This is a genomic window from Variovorax sp. Soil_C_17, assembly GCF_057657265.1.
Map to the genome: position 1 here is coordinate 23,440 of NZ_JBDGIT010000019.1, position 21,352 is coordinate 44,791.

A 21,352-nucleotide genomic window follows, 5' to 3' on the forward strand; every position below is an offset into this window, starting at 1 on the left:
CTCCTCAACCTGAGCTCGAACCGGGGACCTACGGATAGACAGGGTGTCAGGCGACACGAGAAACTGACCCCCTGACGACATGAGGAATTGACCCCCCTCATGGCAGGAGGCCAAGATGGAAGGCAACGTGTTCGAGCAAGCTCCACCATCCGAACGGATGGATTGGAGCGAGGCAATGCAGGCACCGGAGGACGTGGAAGCGATGCTCAAGCTGGCGTCGCTCGGCTGGGGCGCCAAGCGCATCGCCAACGAGTTGGGGGTAAGCCGCAACACCGTCCGGCGCTACCTTCGCCAAGGCGGATGGCGGCCTTACGAATCACCGCCGCGGACCGGTCGCTTGACCGAGCATGCAGAGTGGCTTGCCGGTCAATTCCGCCAGCACCGTGGCAACTGCGATGTCGTGCGCCAGGAACTGCTGCGCGTGCATGGCATCGAGGTGAGCCTTCGCACTGTCGAGCGTGCGGTGGCGCATCTGCGCCGTGAGGTCATGGCCCAGAGCGTCGCAACGGTGCGGTATGAGACGCCGCCGGGCCATCAGTTGCAGATCGACTTCGGCACCGTGCGCGTGCCGGTGGCCGACGAGCCGCTGAAGGTGCATCTGTTCGTCGCCTCGCTGGGCTACTCCCGCCGCACCTTCGTTGCCATGTTCCTGCACGAGCGCCAGTCGGCGTGGCTGCAGGGCCTGGAAGGCGCCTTCCGGCACTTCGGCGGCACGACGCAGGAGGTGCTCGTGGACAACGCGCGAGCCCTCGTCAACGCGCACGATGCGCAGACCCGCGAGGTTCGTTTCAACGACCGCTTCCATGCCTTCTGTCGGTACTGGAAGGTGACACCGCGGGCCTGCGCGCCTTACCGCGCCCAGACCAAGGGGAAGGACGAGCGCGGTGTTGGCTACGTCAAGCGCAACGCCATCGCGGGGCATCGCTTCACTTCGACGGAACACCTGCAGGCTCACCTGACGCGCTGGATGCGGGAGGTCGCTGACGTGCGCGTGCACGGCACGACGGCAGAGCCTCCGGCACAACGCTTCGAGCGCGACGAGCGCCACGCTTTGGCGCCGCTCGCCGCCCGCGCACCTTTCCTGCAGGTGCGCGAACTCACCCGGCGAGTCCACAGCGACGCCTGCATCGAGCTGGACACCAACCGCTACAGCGTGCCGTGGAAGCTCATCGGCGAGAGTGTGACTGTCATTGCGGCCGAACGGCAGGTGCGCGTGCTTTACGCCGGCCAAGAGGTCGCGTGCCACGCCCAGAACACGGGCCGGCGCATCACCGTGATTGAACGGAGCCACCTGACTGGCATCGTCGGCGCGAACTTGGTGGGCGTGAGCTGGCTGACCAGGACAGCCACCAAAGCCTCGCTTGTTGCGCTGCCCACGGCCATGCCCGCCGAGCTGCTGCGTCCCCTGGCCGAATACGAGAGCGTCCTCGGAGGTCGCTGGTGATGGCCGCCGGCAAGAAGGCCAAGGCCCCGGCGTTGGAGGTGTCGGGCGACCTGGAACCGATGCTGACGCGGTTGAAGTTGACCGCCATCCGCGATCAGCTCGATACGCTGCTGGATCAGGCGGGGCGTGCGGAGCTGAATCTGCGCGAAGCGCTGTCGATGCTGTGCGCAGCCGAGGTCGCGCGCAAGGATGAACGGCGCATCCAGATGGGCATGTCGATTGCCAAGTTCCCTTGCGTGCGGACCCTGGAAGGCTTCGAGTACGAAGCACAACCATCGGTGGACCCCAAGCAGGTCCGCGAGCTCGCCACCTCGCGTTGGATCGGCAACGGCGACAGCGTGCTGCTGCTGGGGCCACCCGGCGTCGGCAAGACGCACCTGGGGGTGGCGCTCGGGCGCGAGGCCATCGTGCGTGGTTACTCCACGCTGTTCGTGCCGGCAACGGGGCTGGTGACGCAACTCGCCCGTGCACACGCGGAAGGCAGGCTCGAGGAGAAGCTCGTGCACTTCACCAAGCCTCGGCTGCTGGTCGTCGACGAGCTGGGCTACCTGCCGTTCGAGGCGAACGCCGCGCATCTATTCTTCCAGCTGGTGAGCCGACGCTATGAGCGCGGCTCGATGCTGGTGACCAGCAACCGCTCGGTTGCCGAGTGGGGCACGGTGTTCGGCGACGCCGTCGTGGCGACCGCGATCCTGGACCGGCTGCTGCATCACAGCCAGTGAGGCAGCAGACAAACTAGGGAGCTGGCGGGCGCCAGGTTCGGCAGGGGTTCGCCGCGACCAAATAGCTCGCGACGTGGCCAAAGGCCCAATTGGGCTGACCGGGTAAGACCCGCTAGATGCGATTGCCCAGGACTTGAGCAGCTTGGGCGCCGATGTGAGATTCAACCGGACTTGAAATCGGCATGCTGACCAAGTTCCTCGGCTACGGCTTGCAGGCGACCGGCTTCTCGAGATCTGCATGGAAGCTAGCCGGGTCAAGAAACCTGGCGATGCGCAGCAACGACGCGCGTGGCAGATCCTCAGCACCGGCTGGTACAGCCGTGTGCACGTCAAGGTGCGACAGAACTTCGCCGGACTAGATGCTCGCGGGCGCGCTTAACCTGTTGCTGGATGCCACGATGGTGCTCTACAAGACCTACCTGAAGCTCGACAACGCCACCACAGGGCCGGTGAAATTCGACCACTCGACCCGTCGGTGAGCTGCTCACGTCGGTGATTGGTGTCGGGCCCGTCAAGAGAGAAGGCCTGTGTGGTGTCGGGCGAGGCGTGTGTCATCTCCCAGGGCCGCCGCCCGGACCTCCGCCACCTGGGCCACCACCGGGACCCCCGCCACCGGGACCTCCGCCCCCGCCCGGGCCACCACCGGGACCGCCCCCTCCACCGCCGGCGCCCGCACCGGGACCTCCGCCACCGGGACCTCCGCCCCCGCCCGGGCCGCCACCGGGACCGCCCCCTCCACCGCCGGCGCCCGCACCGGGACCACCACCGCCGGCACCCCCACCGGGACCACCACCGCCGGCACCCCCACCGGGACCACCACCGCCGGCACCCCCACCGGGACCACCACCGCCGGCACCTGCGCCAGGACCACCACCACCGCCTGCGCCCGCGCCGGGGCCGCCGCCGCCACCAGATCCGTCGCCACCTGCAAAGAGCCAACTGAGGCTGCCATTCCCAGGTCTCTTTGGCGGCGCATCGGTTTCACCTGAACGCCGTCTGGTGACGGCCGGGAATGGCGCGAGCCGAGCCGATGGAACGGGGTTCACACACGGCGCCTCGCCGTACGGGTTGTAGCGGTCGCAGCGGGTGGGAACCACTGGCGTCTGGTATTGCGGGGCCGGCATCAGGCTGGAACGCTGCTCACCTACGCGAAGCGGCGCACTGGGAACCAACTGTTGTTGAGGCAGGACTGGCGAAGCGCTGCCCTTGGAAGCTCCGATCACTTTTGTCTCGTCTGCCTTCTCGGGAGCAGCGACCTTCGTGGCCTCAGTGGCTCTGCGTGCGTCGACCATCGTGGAACGCTCGTGGGCTTTTGCGGATCGATCAGTCCCGGCAAGGCCGACGGACCCGGCCCTGGGTGGCATGCGCGCTGGTGCGACACGCACAGGCTCTGCGACATCACCCGCGCGCTCCTGGATCGGAGTGGTGTCGTTTTGAGTGACAGCACCTGCCGGCGGTGGAGAGAGCTGAGCTTCTTGGGTCTGCGGCTGCGCGGGTGCTGACCTTGGTTCCGCATCTGTCGGCAGTGAAGCTTCGTTAATGGCTTGCGCCGAGGATGCCAGCGCGGGCTCGGTATAGGCCTGATCGGCCGAAGGGGCGGGCTCGCTTTCCGCCTGCATAGCAGTGGATGGAGCAGGGCGAGACGGCGCTGTCGCTGCAGCCGGACTTTCTGCTGGCGTACTTGGCGTACTTGGCGCACTGGGCGTAGGGGGCCTCCAAGTGGCCGCTGCCGGATCGGAAAGCGGTGGACTGTGCTTGGCTGGACGGCCCAGATACCAGAGCACGAAGGCCACGTGCAGCAGCGCCAAAATGATCAACAGCCACACGATTGACACGTCGACACCTGCAGGTACCGGGATTCCCAAAACACGGCGAGACGTCTTGCTCCCGCGCTGGGCACGCACCGGAGGCCATGAATCCAGAGTTCGGGCCGAGCCTTGCAGCACAGGCGTGTCAATCGTGCGCGTCTGCGTCGCTCCGTCGCTCTCCGGCAGAAGCTTTGCGGCGCAATTGCGGCAATACCGGGCCGTGTCCCTGTTGAGGGTCTGGCACTGGTGGCAGACGCGGGTCAGATGCTGCGGCTGAACCGCCGGACCCGGTGCCTGCCAATCTGTCCAGTCGGGCTGTGTCGGTACCGTCGACGGTGCCGAATTCGACGCCTGCCGCGGCTCATTGGCGGCAACTTCCGCCGCATGACTCAACGTCGGCGAGCCAATCACCGGCTCGCTCATGTCCGATATGGGCTTGCGGGCCGCCTCGGTCATGGCTTGCAACCCTTGCTGTACTAGGCCAGTGGCACTAGCGCCGTGATGCCCGCGAGCAAGTTGATGACGTAGAGCTCACGGCGACTCTCCTTGTCAGAGGACCTGGTGACGGCGCGCCGGCGCCGAAGCCGCTGCTCCGCAACGGCGAGCTTGGCGAAAGCCCGTAGATCTTCGTCCTTTGGCCCTGCTCCTGCGCCACGCAGATGCCGTCGGAACGAATCTACGATGCGCGCCCGGACTGCTCGCTTTGCCCGAGTCGCCACAGCCAAGTCGATGCGTTCTCTTTGTTTCCTGGCGCAGGTCTTGGTCGATGAGCTCGCGCGGCGTGGCGCGGGTGCTGACCAGCACTTGCGCCGTGCGGCTGCCTTCTTCTGGCGATTGACCAACCGTGACATTCTTCTTCTCCGATCAGAGCGGCCGCTGGGAAAGATTCACACGAGTAGTGCTGTTGTCTTATAGACATCAGCGTCCGTTTGTCAGACGGCGACTGATGTTGGTGTCCCTGGCATGTGGCAGGCCGTTCTTCCCCAAACTTTTAAGCCGAGGAGCATCGTGTCGTACAAGACTTTGCGCGTGCTGTACGAGATCCGGCTGCGCTGGTCTGACAAGATCCCTCCTGAGGAACGCGACGATAGGCTCGGCTTGTGGGTGCCGGACATGCCCCACAACAGAGGCGAGCTCAGCCATGCCGCGGCCAGGGGAGACAGGATCTTTGGGCACGAGACGCATTGAATCGAGAAGCGCCAGGCGTGAGGCGGACATGACCTCGCCACACGGCGAGGCTGGCAACGACGCCGAAAACCAGATCGGTTGGGTCCTCGAAGCCTGCGCACGCGCGATGCGGCCGGTCGTACGGCTCGCGCTCGCGTTCGGACTGAAGCACTCCCATCTCGAGCTCGCGCTGCGCGAGCTTCTGATCGATGAAGCTTGGCGGGCCTGGCGCTTGAAGGGCACGGAGCCGAACATCAGCCAGCTCTCCGTGACCACGGGCTTGAACCGCAAGGCCGTGACCGCCAAGGTGCGCGAGGCCGTCGAGCCGCTGCCGCACACGGAAATGTCGGCCGCTGCCAAGACGCTGACCCATTGGCTTCACATGCTCGCCGAGGATCCGGCGGCCCGCATCTTGCCTATTTCTGCAGAGGAGGGGGCCGTCTCCTTCGAAGCCTTGGCTAAGCGTGCCACGCGCGGGAACGTGCACCATCGCAGCATTCTCGATGAGCTCCTGCGGTTGGACATGGTGATCGAACGCTCGGGCAGCGTCGAAATTAACGCCGCCGCATTCGTGCCGGCCAAGGACCTGAAGGGCATGCTCGCCTTCCTGGGGGACAACGCTCGCGATCATTTGCTCGCCGGCGTGGCCAATACGCTGGGAGCACAACCACCCTTGCTGGAACGGTCGGTTTTTGCCGCTGGGATCCCGATCGAGGACTGCGAGCGCATCCACCAGTTGGTGCGCGAACGCTGGGGTGCGCTGCACCATGAACTGACGCAGGAGATGACACGGGCCTTCGAAGCGGCCGAAAAAATCGCCAGAGCTCGCATCAGAGTCGGCATCTACGCCTACTACGAAGATTCAAGCGTTGAGTAAGCTGCGGGTCCTTCCTCCTTTGCGTTCACACCACCGATCAAGCAGAGAGCATGGCCAACACCTTCTTGCGCAACGGCTTTCTGGCCGTGTTGCTCGGCCTCCTGTTGTCATGTGGTGGTGGCGGAGGCGGTGGGGGCACGGGCTTCGCGCCGGCCAATACTGCCAATGCGGTCGGTGGGCCGTTTTCTGGTGATGCGAGCGCGCCCGCCGGAAGCGCAGGTGATGGGCAAGGCAGCAGCGCATCTGCCCCGGCAGGTGCTTCCGGGCCAGGAGGGACGTCCGGCGGGGGTGGCGCATCCGGTGGCAGTGGCGGCACAGCCACCGCAGCATCCAGCGATGACGGCTCGGGCGTGGGCTCCGGCGGCACCGGCGTGAGCACGGCCGACGCGGCGGGCATCGGCGCCGTCGACGGCGCAGGCAGCATCATCGTCAATGGCTTGCGCTACGACACGGACACGGCCGTCTTCAATGTCGAGGACGCCCCCACGCTGCAGCTGGGAATGAGCGCGAAGGTGACGGGGCCGGTCAATGCCGACTTCACGAGCGGCATCGCCAGGCGCGTCGAGTCCGCGGCCGACCTGCGCGGTGCGCTGTCCTCGGTCAACCTGGCGCAAGGCAGCTTCGTCATCCTGGGTACAACGGTCACCACGGACGAGGCTACCGTCTGGGCCGATTCGGCCGGGCTCGCTGCCGTCGCGCCCGGCAGCACGCTGCAGGTCTGGGGTCTGCCAGGGGCACCGGGCGTGCTGCGGGCCACGCGCGTGGAGCAGCATGGAGCGTCTGCGCCAATCCTCACGGGCACGGTGCAGAACCTCGACCCCGCAAGGCGTACCTTCACGCTCGGCGGGACGGTGATCGACTACGGCGCTGCCGTGCTTTCCGGCAGTCCCGACGGCGGCCCCTTGGCCGATGGCACCTTGGTCCGCGTGCGTGCAAGCACGGTGCAAGCGGGCCGGCTCTCCGCGACCTTCGTGCAGTGGTGGTACCCCGTGCCCACGGCGAACGCCACGGCGGTGCAGCTCGCAGGCATCGTCACCGATTACTCGGGCCTGGGCTCGCTGCGTGTGCTCAATGTGCCGGTGAACGCTTCGGCCGCAAGGGTAACGGGCGGGCCAGCCAGCGCCGTCGGCAATGGGGTCAAGGTGGAAGTCGGCGGTGTCATGTCCAACGGCGTGCTCCAGGCTTCGAAGCTCAAGATCCGTCACGTGCCAGGCACGGGTGGACTATCGAGCTTCCTGCTCATCGGCACCGTGGGCAACTTCAGCTCGGTGGCGAGTTTCCGGGTCCGCGGCCAGCCGGTGGATGCCAGCGGTCCGGGCGTGGTATTCGTGAACGGCAGCGCCGCGAATCTTCGCAACGGCACCAAGGTCAACATCGAAGGTTCGCAGGTCGTGAACGGCGTACTCATCGCAACGCGCGTCAGTTTCGAGTGACGCAGTTGTGAGGGCAAATCAGGAGCAAACGGCGTCACCGGGCGCGTTTGAGAAAAGAGAGCGTCGGTCCTTTACTGCCTTCGCAGCCCAGCCGGCCAAGCTCGCAGAGATAGCCGCAGCCGTCGGCCTAGCCCTGCAGCGCCATGCAGTAGTCGAAAAACTCCTCCAGTTCCGTCGACTTGTCGAAGAGGGCGGATGCCCCGGCCGCACGCGCCCGCTCACGGGTACTCGGTGTCGCATAGTTCGTGAGGATCACGATTGGGAGCTGCGAACGCGCACGTCTGAAATGCTTGGCAACTCCAAGGCCCGAACCTTCTCTTAGCAGAAGATCCACGACGACAAGATGCAGCTCACCGGTGTAGGAGGCAAGCCAGGCGAGCGCTTCGCTTTCCGTTTCCGCGGATGCGATGACCTCGACATCCGCAAGGTCACGCATTGCGGGCACCAAGTTCGCCCGAATGGTCGCGTTGTCCTCAACCAGGAATGTCTTGGTAGGCATGGCCCCGTCGTGTTGCGCCGCGATGATCCTGCAGCTTCATCAGCAGCATCGTAGGCCAGCACGCAGAAATGTCCCCGGCGCTATCCATTCCTTGTTCCTCCGCCCTTCACCTCTTTGGCCAGCGCGTCGTTCACCTGCTCGAGTTTTTCCGTCGCCGAGGAAAGATCCTCCTGGACGTCTTCTGCACGTTTGGATGCCAACTCGATGTCCCCGGGTGGAGTTCCGTCAGGAACCTTGTCGAGAACTGCCCGGACGATCGTCAATTCGTCTGCTGCCCGCTTGACCTCTTCGGTGGCATCCACGTTCTTCGCGAGCGCCTCTTCCAGTGGCGTCGCGTCTGCAGAATCGGCAGGGTTGGACTGGGTCATGCCTGACTTTCTTCGAAAAAACGTCTCGCTTCGAACCATCTCGAACTTTCCGAGGTGTTGCGATTCCCATACTCGGCTTTTCCAGGGTGCCGAGCAGCGACCCTTGTGCTAGGTACCCCATTCTTCGCGTGCAACCTCAATGGGATTGCCCTGCCTTGAGCCGCGTACAGCTCGACGGCGAACTTGCTCGTCTGCACCCAATCGGCGCACCTTCGCAAAGTCTGTGCCACTCGGGGACAAAATCGTGCTGCCACTGGCGACCATGGTCAACATTCTGGGCGAGCGTCCTCGTTGGCAAGTCGGATTGCCACATCATCATTCCTCCTGGTCTTTCAACGACGGTGTTGGTCAAGATGCCCTGAGCGCACCACACCACCGGTCTGGTGCCATCCTAGACTGCAGCAATTACGCACAATGGCAAGCGCGACGCGGCCGGTCGCAAGGTGTGACTTTGTTAAATGCTCAGGGAGAGCTCGGACGTCCTTCAACTGGGATCGAGCTTGGGCATGCTCAAGCCAAGCGATGGGCGGCGATCGCTTAAGCGCTTTCCGTTCAGGCAGCAGCAAAACGTCTGGCTTGCCTGCATGCAAGCAGGCGCTCGGACGGTCTTGCCGGGCTCTGTCCTACACAAGAGTTCAGGAAGGCAAGGCATGCTGGGAGGAAGTGAATTTTTCACTTCCTTACGTCTCCCAGTTGTAGCGGTGGATCCCGTCGACACGGACGGATGGGTACCTTTGCAATCTGAAAGGGCAGGTTGTTCAGAACTACGTGCCGCTTTTGTTCCCTGAAATTGACGAAGGTACCGCCCTATTGAGCTTCGAAAGAAAGCCGGCCCTGCGCATCAATCGCCTTCAACGCGACAGCGCATGCGTGACTAACCTGCACTCAGAGGATCGATTTGTGAGAGGTGCACTACACCAGGCTGACCAACCTGACTCTGAGGACTTCGACCCATTCGCCTTCGGCGAGGTCCAGACGATCATTCCCAGCACGGAAGCCCAGCGCGAGGTCTGGCTTGGCGATCGCCTGAGTCCGGACGCCGCCCTGGCGTACAACGAGGCCAGCGCGCTCGGGCTCGCCGGGCCGCTTGACGAGGCCGCCCTGCAACGCGCCATAGACCACCTCCTCGAACGCCACGATAGCCTTCGTGCCACTTTCTCGCCGGATGGCACCCAGCTCCTCGTTGCGCCAGCCACCGCCTCCGTGCTGCAGCACATCGACCTGTCGCATGTGGATGCGGCGGAACAGAAGCGCCGGCTGGCAGCAGCCTTCGAAGCGGCCGTGCGCGAGCGCTTCATCCTGGAGCAGGGCCCGCTCTTCCGCGCAAGCCTCTACCGCACCAGGCCGGAAGACCACACCCTCCTGATCAGCGCCCACCATGCCGTGTGCGACGGATGGTCCTTGAGCGTGATTTGCACCGACCTCGGCGAACTCTATGCGCACGAGCGGGGCCTGCGCCCACCGCCGGGGCCGGCGCCTCGCTATGCGGACTACGCGAAGTGGGAAGCCGACGAAACCGCCAGCCCGCGCATGCAAGCCCATGTTGACTATTGGCTCGGCCGCTTCGCGGGCGGCAGCGTGCCGGTGCTCGAGTTGCCGCTCGACCGCCCACGCCCCGCAATGCGGACCTTCTCGTCGCGGCGGATTGACGGCTTGCTCGACGCCGAGCTGCTCGACGGCGTTCGCAAGCTCGCCGCCGGGTCGAGCGCCAGCCTCTATGCAGCCCTGTTCGGCGCCTTCGCCGGCGTGCTGCATCGCCTCACGGGGCAGGAGGACCTGGTCATCGGCATCGCGGCCGCGGGCCAGCTTGCCAGTGACATGCCGCGGCTCGTCGGGCATTGCGTCAACCTCCTGCCGCTGCGTGTCTCGGTCGACGCCGCAATGCCATTTGCCCAGCTGGCGAGCCAAAGCAGGAGCCTGCTGCTGGACGCCTTCGAGCATCAGAACCTCAGCTACGGCACGCTGCTCAAGAAGCTGCTGGTGCCGCGCGATCCGAGCCGCCTGCCGCTGGTGAGTGTGCTCTTCAATGTCGATGCCAGCACCGAGCGCACCGCCGGCGAGTTCCCCGGGCTGCAGGTGCAGTTGCGCAGCATCCCGCGGGCGTACGAGAATTTCGAGCTCTTCCTCAACCTCACGCCGGTCGCCGCGGGCATGCAGTGGGAAGTGCAATACAACGTCGATCTGTTCGACGCCGAGACCATCGCCCGCTGGATGGGCATGTACGAAGGCCTGCTGAGGGCGGCGGTGCGCGAGCCCGGCGTGGCGCTCGGCCGCGTCGGCCTGCTTGATGCTGCCGAGGAAGCGCGCCTTCTCGCCCTTCAGCCAGTACCCACCCCGCTTTCGCGCGGCGGCCTGGTCCATGCAGGCTTCGAGCAGACGGCGGCGGCGAAGCCCGATCGCATCGCGCTGCGGCACGAAGGCCGTCAGTGGACCTACTTCGAACTGGACGCGCGCGCCAACCGGCTGGCGCATGCCCTGCGCGCGCGCGGCATGGGCCGTGGCGAACGCATCGGCCTTTGCCTCGAGCGGAACGCGGACATGCTGGTCGCGCTGCTCGCCGTGCTCAAGTGCGGCGCAGCCTATGTGCCGTTGGACCCGGAATTCCCGAAGGCGCGCCTCGATTACCAGGCACAGGACGCGCGGCTCGGCCTGCTGATCACCACGTCCCGCGTCGGCCCTGCGCCGAGCGCCTGGTGCGACGACGCGGACCAGCAGGTGCTCCGGCTGGACCAGGAAACCCAATGGCTCGCAGCGCCGGCAACGCCGCTGCCCGCCGGGCCGCAGGACGCGCAGCCCGGCGACATGGCCTTGAGTTCCTTGGAAAGCTTCTCTGCCATTTTTGATATGTTAATTGTCTCGCCCATGCTTCTCCTCGTTAAAATTGCTTTAGCTTGTTAAAAAACCAATTAGTGTTGATTAGATTTTCACTGGCAGCAAGAACTCTCTCAACAGCTGAGAGCTATACTGATGTTCTGTGCCAGGCTCATACTTCGGCCTCACGGGACTTTTCGCCATTGGAGCTTTTTCAACGTGCATCAGACGCGAATCCGTCATTCAGCGGCAGAAAGCCGGACTCGTCGATCGAGTCGTATTTCCGCAGCCAGTCTCGAGGGAGGCGTTTCCGCCAGCCGGGGCGCCCGGCTTGTCCTTCTGATGGAAGGCAATGCCAAGCCAGTGCAGTAGCATGCCGAGTTCACAAGGCGGCCAGAAGTAGCAGGTGGTCGGAGTGGATTGCTTCATAGGTTGATGGCTTCACCCAAGCCCGTCCCTCAGCAGCATGGGCGTTGGCATAGCTCCAAGCGGCCACGCGATGAGCTGTGCCGCTGTCGACGGTCACGCCTGCAACTTCGCCAATCTCGCTGAGCTGTGGCGAACGAGCTGTCAGCCGCTGCAGCCATCGCTCCAGATGACGCTTTCCAGCCAAAGAGTCGGACTTGCTGCGGTTGCACTGCGGATGCGCCAACACGAAGTTGTGCGCAAGGTCGCGCGGGTAGAGCGCAAAAGGAACGAAGTGATCCACATCGCTCCCCTGCAAACCCTCCCCGCAATAGAAGCATCGCGGGCCATCCAGTTTCCGCAGCCCGGCACCAATGATGGCCAATGACTGGCGGGAGAGCCCAAAAAGAAAATCTTCCAGATCACCCGAGTCGCCCAAGATTCCGTGATTTCGCCGATTGGCCTTGATGTGGTCCACCCAATGCGTGCGGGACAGCTGCTGCACGAGAGGGTGGAAGCGACGTAGGCAGTAGGCGACATTCGGCTTGAGCATCACGACGCCTCGGCCGGGCCGTTCGTAGAGGAAGGGATCGGTGATGCCGCCGAAGTTTTGCATATAGGCCAGCGGCTGCGCCGAAACCACCGCAGCGACTTTGGTCAACAGAGTTCCGTACAAGGCCTCGTTGCGTGCTTGGTGCAGCGTTGTCGCGCTCGATCGTGTTCGGAACTCCTCGATCGCCGTCAGAACAGCGGCTTGCACCCCAAGGCTCTGACTCAGCACGCCGGGGCCCGTGTGCGGCCTCCCGGTCCCGTAGGGAAGGGCGTGGCGCCAGTACAGCTGGATGAACCGCTCGGCAATCTGCCGGGTGGTGAGCGCCAGCTCGGCGCCGTCGTCCGAACCGAGCTCCACCGCCAGGTCGGACAGCGCAATGAGCAAGGCAAATTTGTAGGTGGCCGTGAAGTCGCCCTCAGCGAACAGGCGCTGCAGCTTCGTCAGAAACGTCAGCTGCTCCTCGGCGGAAGGCGGGGCCTTGGAGGTCAAGCGCGCGGGCTCCAGTAGTCGGCCTTTTCCGGGATCACCCATCGAACGCCGCCCCTCGGGTCAGCCAGATCACCCTGGAAGCGCGGGATTAGGTGAACGTGAAGGTGCGGCACCGTCTGGCCCGCGGAGGCGCCGTCGTTGATCCCGATGTTGAAGCCATCGGGCTGGAATTCCGTCTTTGCTGCCGCCTGGGCTTGATCGAGCAGTTCCAGGAGGGCGGCACGCTCCTCCTGACTGATTTCAAAGAAGGAGCCCACATGCCGCTTGGGAATGACCAGGCTGTGACCTGGCGAGAGGGGAAAACCATCGCGAATCCAGAGGGCATGGGCGTTTTGACCCAGGACGCGCTCGGCCGGTAGGGTGCAAAAGGGGCAAGGCTTGTCAGTCATCGTTGTTACCCCACCAGACGTCGGAATGACGCCCGGTAGTCGATCGGCTCCAGGTGAAGCTGCTCGGCCAGCTTGCCTTTGAGGATGTAGACCTTGGGCTCCTCGCGAAACTGGAACACACGGTAGAGATGGAAGGCGTCCTCTTTCTCTGCTGCGCAGTCCAGCTCATTGCGGCTGATGATGAAGGACGAGGCATGACCGCCATTGGTGGTCTTGACCTCGATGAAGCGATGCTCGCCCGGCCGCTCGTGCGAGAGGATGTCGTAACCGACTCCATCGCCCAGCCGATCCGAGACCCAATCCAGCTGCTGGAACAGCTCGGGATAACCCGCCTCGGTGAGTCGCCGCTGCTCGAAACCGATCACCCACTGCTCACCGGCGCGGCCGAGCGTTCGATTGACTTCGTCGCGCTGCGCCCAATTCATCTTGCGCGGCAACCTGGGCTTTGGCTCGTCCTTCTTGACCTGCGCCACTGTCTCGAGGAGGGGCGGTGCCACCACGGAAGCGTGGAAAGTCTGCTGGGCTGGCGTCTTGACCTCTTCCATCGCATCGACCACGCGGGACACGAGGTTCGGATGATCGAGGACGAATTTCTGAACCGCCTGCCGAAGGAGCAGTTGCGCGTTGCTGCGAGGCTTGTAGCCGGGGATGAATGGCAGTTCCAACCCGTGCAAGACGGCACTGATGTTCTGGTACTTGAGTTCGACCGAGCCCTTGCTGCGACCGCGAAGCTGCTGGCGAAGCTGGGCATTGAATTCCGATTTCGTGTACTGCTGCCGCGCAGCTTCCAGCCGCAGCATCTCGAAATAGGACGAGACCGTGGCCTGCACTTCCTCAGCAGTCCAATCCTCGCCAATTCGCACCACCTCGAAGCCCAGGCGCTGCAGCTTGGGGACAACCGTTGCCTCGCCGCCGGAAAAGTCGCTGGGCTTGAGCGGCCCCTCGTCGGGGAACTGGTAGCCAAAGGCGGCCCCGACGATGGCCTTCGAATCGCACAGCTGCCCAGTTCTGCCATCGCGCACCAGAAAGTCACGGGACTTCCCGAAACCGTAGCGTGACAAGAACGCGGTCCGTCCAAGGCGAACGAACTCGTCCAGGGCCGCTTGAACCGCAGCGGGGCTTTGGAGGCGTGCCAGTTCAGCCGCCATGAAGGTTCCAGGGCATCTGCTTCATTGTCTGCAAATGTATCCGGTCGATCGGCCTTTTGCAGTAGCGCTGCGGTCGCGAGCAGTGCGCATCTGATCACGGACCAAGCGCCGAGATTGACGCCAGCTCGACGCCCATGCTCTCGACGCCATAGTTGCGCCGGATCGCGCAGGCGCCAAGAGGTAGCTCGGGGACGCGGTTACTCAACAAAAGTAAGCCAAGGTCCAATGGTGTGTCCTGCCCGGATGATCAAGCCGGCAGCCGGAAGTGCAAGTTTCTGGGCTTCATGAGGGGTGAGCAGCCCTCTGGCCTATTGCAGTGGAATGTCAACTTCTGTTACAAGTAAACGCTCCCTCGCTCTTGAGCTGTTTGCCCGGCCGCCGTTGAAAACCCCTTTGTCGATTCTCTGCGCGCACGCGCCCGGCGCATTGCCGCCGAGGGTCGGCTTGTGTCGATCGACGTCGAAGCCGATCCCAAGAAGAGGGATGGATCTTCGCCATCGACGCCCTCCGCTCGGACATCGATTTCCTGCGCCGCTGCCTTGGTCCGTCGATTGCCGAACAAGGCGATGATGGCTGTGATTCGGTAGCGGCCGCACTTTGGTACCAACTACATGCCCCATCGCCTTCGCAAAGTCTTCGCCATCAATATTCGGAACGCGACCACGGACGCCGCATCGGCGCAGATCGCGCTGCTCGATCTGCGCGCGCACACCATGGCGATCGGCGAGAACGGCGTTGGCAAGTCCAGCTTCATGCGGCTGATTCCGCTCTTCTACGGCGCGACGCCCGAGCGGATCATGCGCGGCACCCAGAAGCAGAACCTCATTGGCTACACGCTTCCCGGCCCCAGCAGCGCGGTCGCCTTCGAGTACGAACGGGAGACCGAGGACGACCTGCGCCTGGCGGTCATGTTCGCCAAGCCCGCCGTAGACCGTCCAGAATTCATGATCATCGAAGGGGCCTACAACGAGGCCTACTTCGTCGATGAGAACGGCGAGTTCGTCGAGCGCGACCGGTTCAAGGACCATGTGGAGCGCATGGGCAAAGTGGTCTCGCCGCGGTGGGAGTTGCACGAGTATCGAAGCGTCATCCTCTACGAGCATCGCCACACCAAGGAGGCGCGCAGCCTCCGTCATTGGGCCGCCCAGCATTCACTTGGGCCCTCGAGCCTTTACGGCCTGGACCTGATCGCGGTGGCCATGACCTCCGAGAAGATGTCGTTCCGTGAGCTGCAGAGCCTGGTGCTTGAGCGGCTGAACGATTCGGCCTTCGAAGGCGCGCGCAACTCCAACGCCCGCCAGCTGCGTAAGGACCGCAAGGACGTCGATAGTTGGCTCGCCAACGTGAAGCACGCCCAGGAGGTTCTCAACGACACCGCGCGCAAGAAGGTCATCGAAGATCAGATCGGGAAAGTGGGGCAGATCGCCCTGGACCTGGGCTCTTTGCGTGCAGCGTGTGAGCTGAGCATCGACCGCCGGGCCGAAACTGTCGATCAGCTGAAGCTGGAGCTCGGAAAGCTTACGATCCAGATGGACGAGCACCAGCGCACCGCTTCGGTCGCCGCCGCCGCCCACGACCGCGCGGTGAGTGATTCCAAGAGCGCGCACTCCGCGGCCAAGGCGGCGCTTGGCGAGATCCACGGCCAGGAACAGCACTTCGCCGCAATCAAGGTCGACACTCTCGTGCAGGAAGATGCGCTGCAGGGCCAGTACGCGCACGACAAACAGGCAGCCACCACCGCGCGAAACGGCTTGACCGCGCGCGCCAACGATGCGCAGCAAGCCCTGCAGGAGGCCCTGGCGAAGCTGGACAAAGACCTGCGCGATCGCAAGGGCCAGATCCAGGACCAGCGCGAGGCCGCCACCAAGGATTGTGAAATCCAGGTCGCCGCAGTTGAGGTGGAACGCAAGGCGGTGCTCGAGGCGCTCGAGGCGATGCCGACGGCGCCACGCCTGGTCGAGATCGAGAAGCAGATCGCGGACCACCGCAACAACATCGGCGCGCAGGACGCCCTGTCGCGCGCGGCTGAAGCGCCCAAGGAGGCCATGGACAACCAAGCTCAGGCCGATGCGGCGCTCAAGGAAGCCGACGCCAAACTGGTCGAGTGCACGCGCCATGTCGAGCGCACCGAGCTGGCGCTCAAGTCCAACGAGGCCCTGCAGGCCCAGTCGCTGCAGAACCTTAACCAGGCCGAAGCGCAACTGGCCGACGCCACGTCCCGACACGAGATCCTGAAAGCCCAGCTCAACCCTCCCGCCGGGAGCGTGCTCTCAGCGCTTCGCACCCGACCCGCAGACCAGTGGGCAAGCGCCGCCAAGGTGCTCGATCCCGAACACCTGCTTCGCACCGACCTGGCGCCGCAGTTCGATGACGATGTCCTGCGCGCCTCCCAGGCACCGGCGCACGAAAGGCAGGGCGGGGCTGACGACAGCGAAGAGGTGGCCGTCGGGTCGCTGCGCCTGAACGTCGCTCCCATCGACTTGCCGCAGTGGGCGACGCAAGACGGCACGCGCGCGAGGATCAACGAGTCGGCCGCGAGGCTGGACGACGCCAGTGGCCACCACACCGCCGCCCTGGCCGCGGCCAAGAAAGCGCAGGCCGACCTGGATGCCGACCGCAAGGCTCTGCAGACGGGCCAGCATGCACTCACTCGCGCAAGATCGAACCAGGCCGATGCCGCGGAAGCGATGGTGCGTGCGAGGAAGCACCTTGAGATGGAGGTGGCGCGCGTGCGCAAAGCCCACAGCGATGAGGCCGGCAAGCTGGGCCTGGAGCTCTCAAAACTCACCTCCGAGCAGAATACCCTGGTGAAGGACGAGCAGGCCCGCCGCAACACGGTGATGCGCCAGTTCGATGAACGCGTCGGGAGGCTGCGGACCGTGCGCGACGCTACGCTGCAGCGCCTCACCGATGAAGCCGCCGCGGCGGACAAGGGTGCCAAGGAGCAACGCGCACGGGCCGAGGAGGCGCACAGCCGCGCCCTGGAAGGCCTGGGCGTCGACCCTGTCAAGGTGCAGGAGCTGAACGAGCGAATCGGCCGCTTGGAGGCCAAGCTGCTGGCCATCGCCCAGAATGCTCACAATGTGGCCGCATGGCGCAAGTTCGAGCTGGAGCTCCTGCCCCTCAAGCCCGAGCGGGAGGAACGGGAGCAGGAGCTTCGCAAGCGCGCGGAGATGGCCGCCACCGACAAGGCCAGGTTCGAGAAGGACATGATGGACAAACGCGCCAAGCTCGTCTCCGACGAGGCCAATGCGCGCCATCAGTTGACGACCACCCAGGAGGAGCTGGACAACCTTCGACGCCTCCGCGATCAGCAGCTGGCTCCGTACCGCAACCAGGGGCCGGTCTACGTTGGCGAAGGCCTGTACTACGATCTCAGCAGCTCGGCGAGGACGCGCCTGGACGCACTCGGCACCGCCACGCAGCGCCTGGAAAGCGCCACGCGCGATCTGTGCTCGAAGATGCGCGAGCGCACCAGTGCCATCTCGCAGTGGCTGGATAGCCGTCAGTCCGCCCACAACGCGCTCACCCAGCAGCGCGAAGACCAAGGGTGGGGCGACTCCTACCTGCAGCACGAGCGTTCGGTCGACTGGGGTCGCGCCGTGTGCGAATGGTTCGCGCCGCTCACGCACCGCGAGTACCACATCGCCCTACGCCATGAGATGGACGGCTACTTCGCCGCGGCGGAGTCCTTCGTGAACCACATCGCCAACTTCGAAGCCCGAGTGGGCGAGCTCAACCGGCAGTTCAACAAGTCCCTGGACCAAGCGAGCGGCTTCAAGCGGTTCAACAAATTGCACATCAACATCTCGTCCACCGCCACCTCGAGCCCGGCGCTCAAGGCGCTGCGCGAGATGCGTGACGTGAGCCAGTCGCGTATCAGCTCGCATCGCACGTCGCTCGCCTCCAACCCGCAACTGCCCAGCGACGAGGAGATCTCCCTGGTGCGCTCCTTCCGCGACCAGATCCCCGACACTGGCTCCCTGCAGGTGAATCTGGACGAGCATGTGCGCCTGTCCTTCGAGCTCACCGAAAACGGTAAGGACCACAAGGTCGACAACGACCGGTCGATGACAGGACTCTCGTCTACGGGCCTGACAGTGCTGATCACCATGATGTTCCTACTCGGGTTCCTGGGCATCGTGCGCGGGCCACGCTCGCCGGTAGGCATGACCTGGGTCTTGGACGAAGTGGGGCGCGTGAGCCCCCTTAACATGCTGGCGTACCTGGACAAGCTGATGCAGCAGAACGTCACCGCCGTGTGCGCGGCGCCGAGCATCGACCCGGCGCTCGGCTGCCTGTTCGAAAGCTCGCACCTCTTCGAGGACGACGGCTCCATCGTCAAGGCGAGCGCGCCAGCCGACGACACTCTTGATCTGGAAGTCGAGGAGGCCGCGCAATGAGCAAGCTCGCAAGCACCCTGAAGTCACTCCTCGCGGGCGACTTCATCTGCCCCGTCGCGCATCCGGTCGGCTACGACCTGCTGTGCGAAGAAGAGCACCGCGCGGCCGCCGAAGCCTGGGTGGAGCAGCTGGGCTTCCGGCTCGTTCGCCTGAGCGACGAAGGCGCCTTCTTCCTCGCCCCAGAGGTGGCCGACACCGAGGCACGCGCGGCCGTGCGCGAGTCGTTGCGCAACGTGCGCACGACGCTCTGGCCCATTGTGCCGGTGCTCGAAGCGATCCGGCAGGCTCAGGGCCAGGACTCACACCTGCAGCCGGGGCTCACGCTGTGGGAATCGGAGCTGGCGGAGCGCGTTCGCCTCACGCCGGCCCTGGAGCAGCAGGTGATGGAACTGGCGCTGCCGGGCATGCGCCTGGATGCGAACAGCAACGACCGAATCTCCCGCATGCTGGAGTTCCTCGTGAAGGAGCGCTACGCGATGCCGGTTCCAAATGACAGTCGCGGCTACAAGCTCACCGGCAAGATCGAGTTCCTCTACGCCGTGCTCGAGGTGATTTCGGAGAACACCGAGCTCATCAGCGATGCCTCGGTGGTCGACCAGGAGCAGATGCGCCTAACAGAGGCGGCCAAGGAATGAGCAACTCCGATCGGAGCTCGCCGCTCAAGCCGGTCTTCTCGGCGCTGACCCGCCACGTCGACCTGGTGGAGGTGGCGCTGCGTGAGCTCGTGGGCGTGGATGGTGAACTGGCGGCTGCCGACCCGGCCATTCGGTCGCTGCGCGAGCTCAACGTCCTGCGGTCCGCCGGCGAGCGCGGCTACCGGCTGCACAGCCGCCTGCGCGACTTCGCCAACGACATCCTGCAGATTCACCCTGCCTATCAGAGCCTCACCGGCATCGGGCAGCTGGTCGAGCAGATCCCGATGATCTGGAACGAGCTGGAAGACCTCAGGTCCGCCGGCGACTTCAAGGAGGCCGACGAGGCCGCGGCGCAGATCGAGCAGGACGCGTTCGACATCTCCGACTTGGTGGAGCGCAACCTGCGCCTGCTGGGCCTTCTCCTGAGCACGCGGTTTGGCAACGTCACGTCGCTGGCCGCCAAGAGCAGCCAGAACCGCTACTACCAGCGCCAAAGCGAGGTGATGAGCAACGACCTCACGCGCCTCAGCAGGGCTGTCGAGAAGGTGGAAGCCGGCGCGCGCGAGCGAGGGCTTCAGGCCTTGGCCGCCATGCTGCGCAACACGATCCAGGGGCAACTGCCGCGCTGGACGCAGACGCTCTCCCAGTATCAGAGCCAGATCCGGCGTGAGATCTTCAGCATGCGCGAGATCGAGCGCAAGAACGTGTTGCTCGCGCGCACCGCCATGCTGATGCGGCAGAACCCCGCCTGGAAGGGGCTGGAGGACCCACAGGTCCCGGACGTCATCCCCCCGTTCATGCTGTCGAAGCCGTTCATCGGCGCGCCGTTGCCTCCACTGCGCATCCACATGGATCCGCACGACGACGACCGGAGCATGAAGGATCTGATGCGCGATGAAGTGCATTCGCTTCCCAAGGTGCCGGTCGCGGCGCCGCCGGCGGACAGGTCACCCCGCATCAAGAAAGCGCAGCCCAAGGAGCCGCGCGGTGCTCCTGGCAAGCCGACCATGCAGGCGCTCGCGCGCCTGGCGCACGCCGCGATCGCGCATGCGAAGACCGAAGGCGCCAAGCCGCTCTCGGTGATGGACTGGCGCGCCGGCGACGCTGTAGCCAAGGAGATGGCGCCGGACCTGTGGCTCGCGTTCTCGGCCTCGGCGCTGCGCCCCTACAAGTTCCGCGTGGTGCTGATGGTCGACCCGGCTGCACCTGGTGAGCGATTCCGCCACACCTTCAGCGATGCGCTCCTGGAGCCGACGCCCGATGCGATCGCGCTCTTCAAGCGCACGCTGGGGCGGCAGCTGGCGCAGGCACGGCCCGAGGAAGGGCCGGCGGCCGTCGAGATGCCGGTCATGTCATGACACCAGCGCAATACACGTTCCTTCGCAACCTGGTGGCCAACCGCTCGCCGCAGCTTCGCTCAGCGATCGCCAAGGAGATGGCGGACACAGAGGATCTCGGGCGCGTGCGCGGCCGCGCGGTCTACTACGAGGAGGTGGACTTCATCAAGGCCGAGATCAAGCTGGGCAACGCCCGGTATTCGATCGTAGCGCCCGAGGCTGGCCGGCGGCGGCACGAGGCTGATGATGCAGCTTCAGAGAAGGCCGCCGCCGCACCTGTGACCGAAGGTCTGGTCGCGGTTGTCGCGGACCGGATCCCGGGTATTGCAACCCCCGAGGGGAGCTTCCTGGCCATGGACTGGAAGGAAGCGTTGGCGCTGCCATACGAGGTGCTTGTCGTCTGCGAGAACCTGGAGCCGATGCGGCGTATCCATCGCTACGGCTGGCTGCAGCCGCACCTCAATAGGCGACGCACGTTGGTGCTGTTTAGGGGCGCGCCCACCTGGTTCCGGATCGATTCGGCCCGCCGCTTGGTCGAGGCCGACACGCGGCCTGTCATCGGGCTCTTTGACTTCGATCCGAAGGGGCTGGCCATGGCTGCGCTCCTGCCGCGGCGCGAGGCGCTTTGTCTGCCGCCGTGGGAGATCCTGCAGCCGTTGGTGATCGACCGCAGGCGCCATGATCTTTTTGGGGATCAGGTGGCCGGGTGCAGAGCGACACTGGATGCCTGCAGTGATCCGGACATTGCGCTGGCGTGGGAGCGTATGCGGCTGCTCACCCGGGGGCTCAATCAGGAGGCGTTCCCGGAAAGCGACTGAGCGCAAGTCCGGCAGGCGCCCTCACGGCAAGGCTCGGCGCTCGTGG

Annotated in this window: 16 protein-coding genes; 10 read left to right on the forward strand and 6 right to left on the reverse strand. The window is 64.9% G+C overall.

Features of this window, described 5'->3' with window-relative positions; genetic code table 11:
* Window positions 1-115: 115 nt before the first annotated feature.
* Both istA and istB read left to right on the forward strand, forming a co-directional pair.
* Window positions 116-1,444 (forward strand): IS21 family transposase, encoded by a 1,329-nt coding sequence (istA, locus tag AC3A6Y_RS33520; protein WP_487872530.1) that lies wholly within the window; start codon window positions 116-118, stop codon window positions 1,442-1,444.
* Window positions 1,444-2,166: an IS21-like element helper ATPase IstB gene (gene istB / locus AC3A6Y_RS33525; RefSeq protein WP_487872531.1), complete on the forward strand. Its 723-nt coding sequence runs from the start codon at window positions 1,444-1,446 to the stop codon at window positions 2,164-2,166. The genes istA and istB overlap by 1 nt, the downstream gene beginning before the upstream one ends.
* Before the next feature lie 511 nt (window positions 2,167-2,677).
* On the opposite strand, the gene AC3A6Y_RS33530 is transcribed toward istB, so the two are convergent.
* Window positions 2,678-3,118 (reverse strand): hypothetical protein, encoded by a 441-nt coding sequence (locus AC3A6Y_RS33530; RefSeq protein WP_487872532.1) that lies wholly within the window; start codon window positions 3,116-3,118, stop codon window positions 2,678-2,680.
* A gap of 1,864 nt (window positions 3,119-4,982) precedes the next feature.
* Here AC3A6Y_RS33530 and AC3A6Y_RS33535 point away from each other — a divergent pair.
* The 3 genes from AC3A6Y_RS33535 to AC3A6Y_RS33545 all read left to right on the forward strand — a co-directional run bounded on the left by AC3A6Y_RS33535 (window position 4,983) and on the right by AC3A6Y_RS33545 (window position 7,451).
* Window positions 4,983-5,162 (forward strand): hypothetical protein, encoded by a 180-nt coding sequence (locus AC3A6Y_RS33535; RefSeq protein WP_487872533.1) that lies wholly within the window; start codon window positions 4,983-4,985, stop codon window positions 5,160-5,162.
* A gap of 28 nt (window positions 5,163-5,190) precedes the next feature.
* Window positions 5,191-6,018, forward strand: coding sequence for a DUF6502 family protein (locus tag AC3A6Y_RS33540; protein WP_487872534.1), 828 nt, complete (start codon window positions 5,191-5,193; stop codon window positions 6,016-6,018).
* Between the two features lie 371 nt (window positions 6,019-6,389).
* A complete protein-coding gene (locus AC3A6Y_RS33545) occupies window positions 6,390-7,451 on the forward strand; it encodes a DUF5666 domain-containing protein (protein WP_487872535.1) in 1,062 nt (353 codons plus the stop codon).
* Window positions 7,452-7,578: 127 nt separating this feature from the next.
* Here AC3A6Y_RS33545 and AC3A6Y_RS33550 read toward each other — a convergent pair whose 3' ends face one another.
* Together AC3A6Y_RS33550 and AC3A6Y_RS33555 are read right to left on the reverse strand one after the other, a co-directional pair.
* Entirely contained in the window at window positions 7,579-7,950 is a 372-nt protein-coding gene (locus tag AC3A6Y_RS33550; protein WP_487872536.1) for a response regulator, read from the reverse strand.
* A gap of 80 nt (window positions 7,951-8,030) precedes the next feature.
* Window positions 8,031-8,318, reverse strand: a complete 288-nt coding sequence (locus AC3A6Y_RS33555; protein WP_487872537.1) for a hypothetical protein — start codon at window positions 8,316-8,318, stop codon at window positions 8,031-8,033.
* Between the two features lie 810 nt (window positions 8,319-9,128).
* Here AC3A6Y_RS33555 and AC3A6Y_RS33560 point away from each other — a divergent pair.
* On the forward strand, window positions 9,129-11,216 hold the full coding sequence (locus AC3A6Y_RS33560; protein ID WP_487872538.1) for a condensation domain-containing protein: 2,088 nt from the start codon (window positions 9,129-9,131) through the stop codon (window positions 11,214-11,216).
* A 295-nt stretch (window positions 11,217-11,511) separates the two neighbouring features.
* Here AC3A6Y_RS33560 and AC3A6Y_RS33565 read toward each other — a convergent pair whose 3' ends face one another.
* From AC3A6Y_RS33565 to AC3A6Y_RS33575, 3 genes are read right to left on the reverse strand one after another with little or no spacing between them, the layout of a single operon-like run.
* Entirely contained in the window at window positions 11,512-12,576 is a 1,065-nt protein-coding gene (locus tag AC3A6Y_RS33565) for an HNH endonuclease (RefSeq protein ID WP_487872539.1), read from the reverse strand.
* Window positions 12,573-12,965, reverse strand: a complete 393-nt coding sequence (locus AC3A6Y_RS33570) for an HIT family protein (protein WP_487872540.1) — start codon at window positions 12,963-12,965, stop codon at window positions 12,573-12,575. Before AC3A6Y_RS33570 ends, AC3A6Y_RS33565 begins: the two co-directional genes overlap by 4 nt.
* A 5-nt stretch (window positions 12,966-12,970) precedes the next feature.
* Complete coding sequence (locus AC3A6Y_RS33575) at window positions 12,971-14,113, reverse strand: protein NO VEIN domain-containing protein (RefSeq protein WP_487872541.1); 1,143 nt, start codon at window positions 14,111-14,113, stop codon at window positions 12,971-12,973.
* Between the two features lie 611 nt (window positions 14,114-14,724).
* Here AC3A6Y_RS33575 and AC3A6Y_RS33580 point away from each other — a divergent pair.
* From AC3A6Y_RS33580 to AC3A6Y_RS33595, 4 genes are read left to right on the forward strand one after another with little or no spacing between them, the layout of a single operon-like run.
* Window positions 14,725-18,516: an ATP-binding protein gene (locus tag AC3A6Y_RS33580; RefSeq protein WP_487872542.1), complete on the forward strand. Its 3,792-nt coding sequence runs from the start codon at window positions 14,725-14,727 to the stop codon at window positions 18,514-18,516.
* Window positions 18,513-19,151, forward strand: a complete 639-nt coding sequence (locus tag AC3A6Y_RS33585) for a condensin complex protein MksE (protein WP_487872543.1) — start codon at window positions 18,513-18,515, stop codon at window positions 19,149-19,151. Before AC3A6Y_RS33580 ends, AC3A6Y_RS33585 begins: the two co-directional genes overlap by 4 nt.
* Complete coding sequence (locus AC3A6Y_RS33590) at window positions 19,148-20,509, forward strand: hypothetical protein (protein WP_487872544.1); 1,362 nt, start codon at window positions 19,148-19,150, stop codon at window positions 20,507-20,509. Before AC3A6Y_RS33585 ends, AC3A6Y_RS33590 begins: the two co-directional genes overlap by 4 nt.
* Window positions 20,506-21,306, forward strand: a complete 801-nt coding sequence (locus AC3A6Y_RS33595; protein ID WP_487872545.1) for a DUF7281 domain-containing protein — start codon at window positions 20,506-20,508, stop codon at window positions 21,304-21,306. Before AC3A6Y_RS33590 ends, AC3A6Y_RS33595 begins: the two co-directional genes overlap by 4 nt.
* Window positions 21,307-21,352 lie beyond the last annotated feature (46 nt).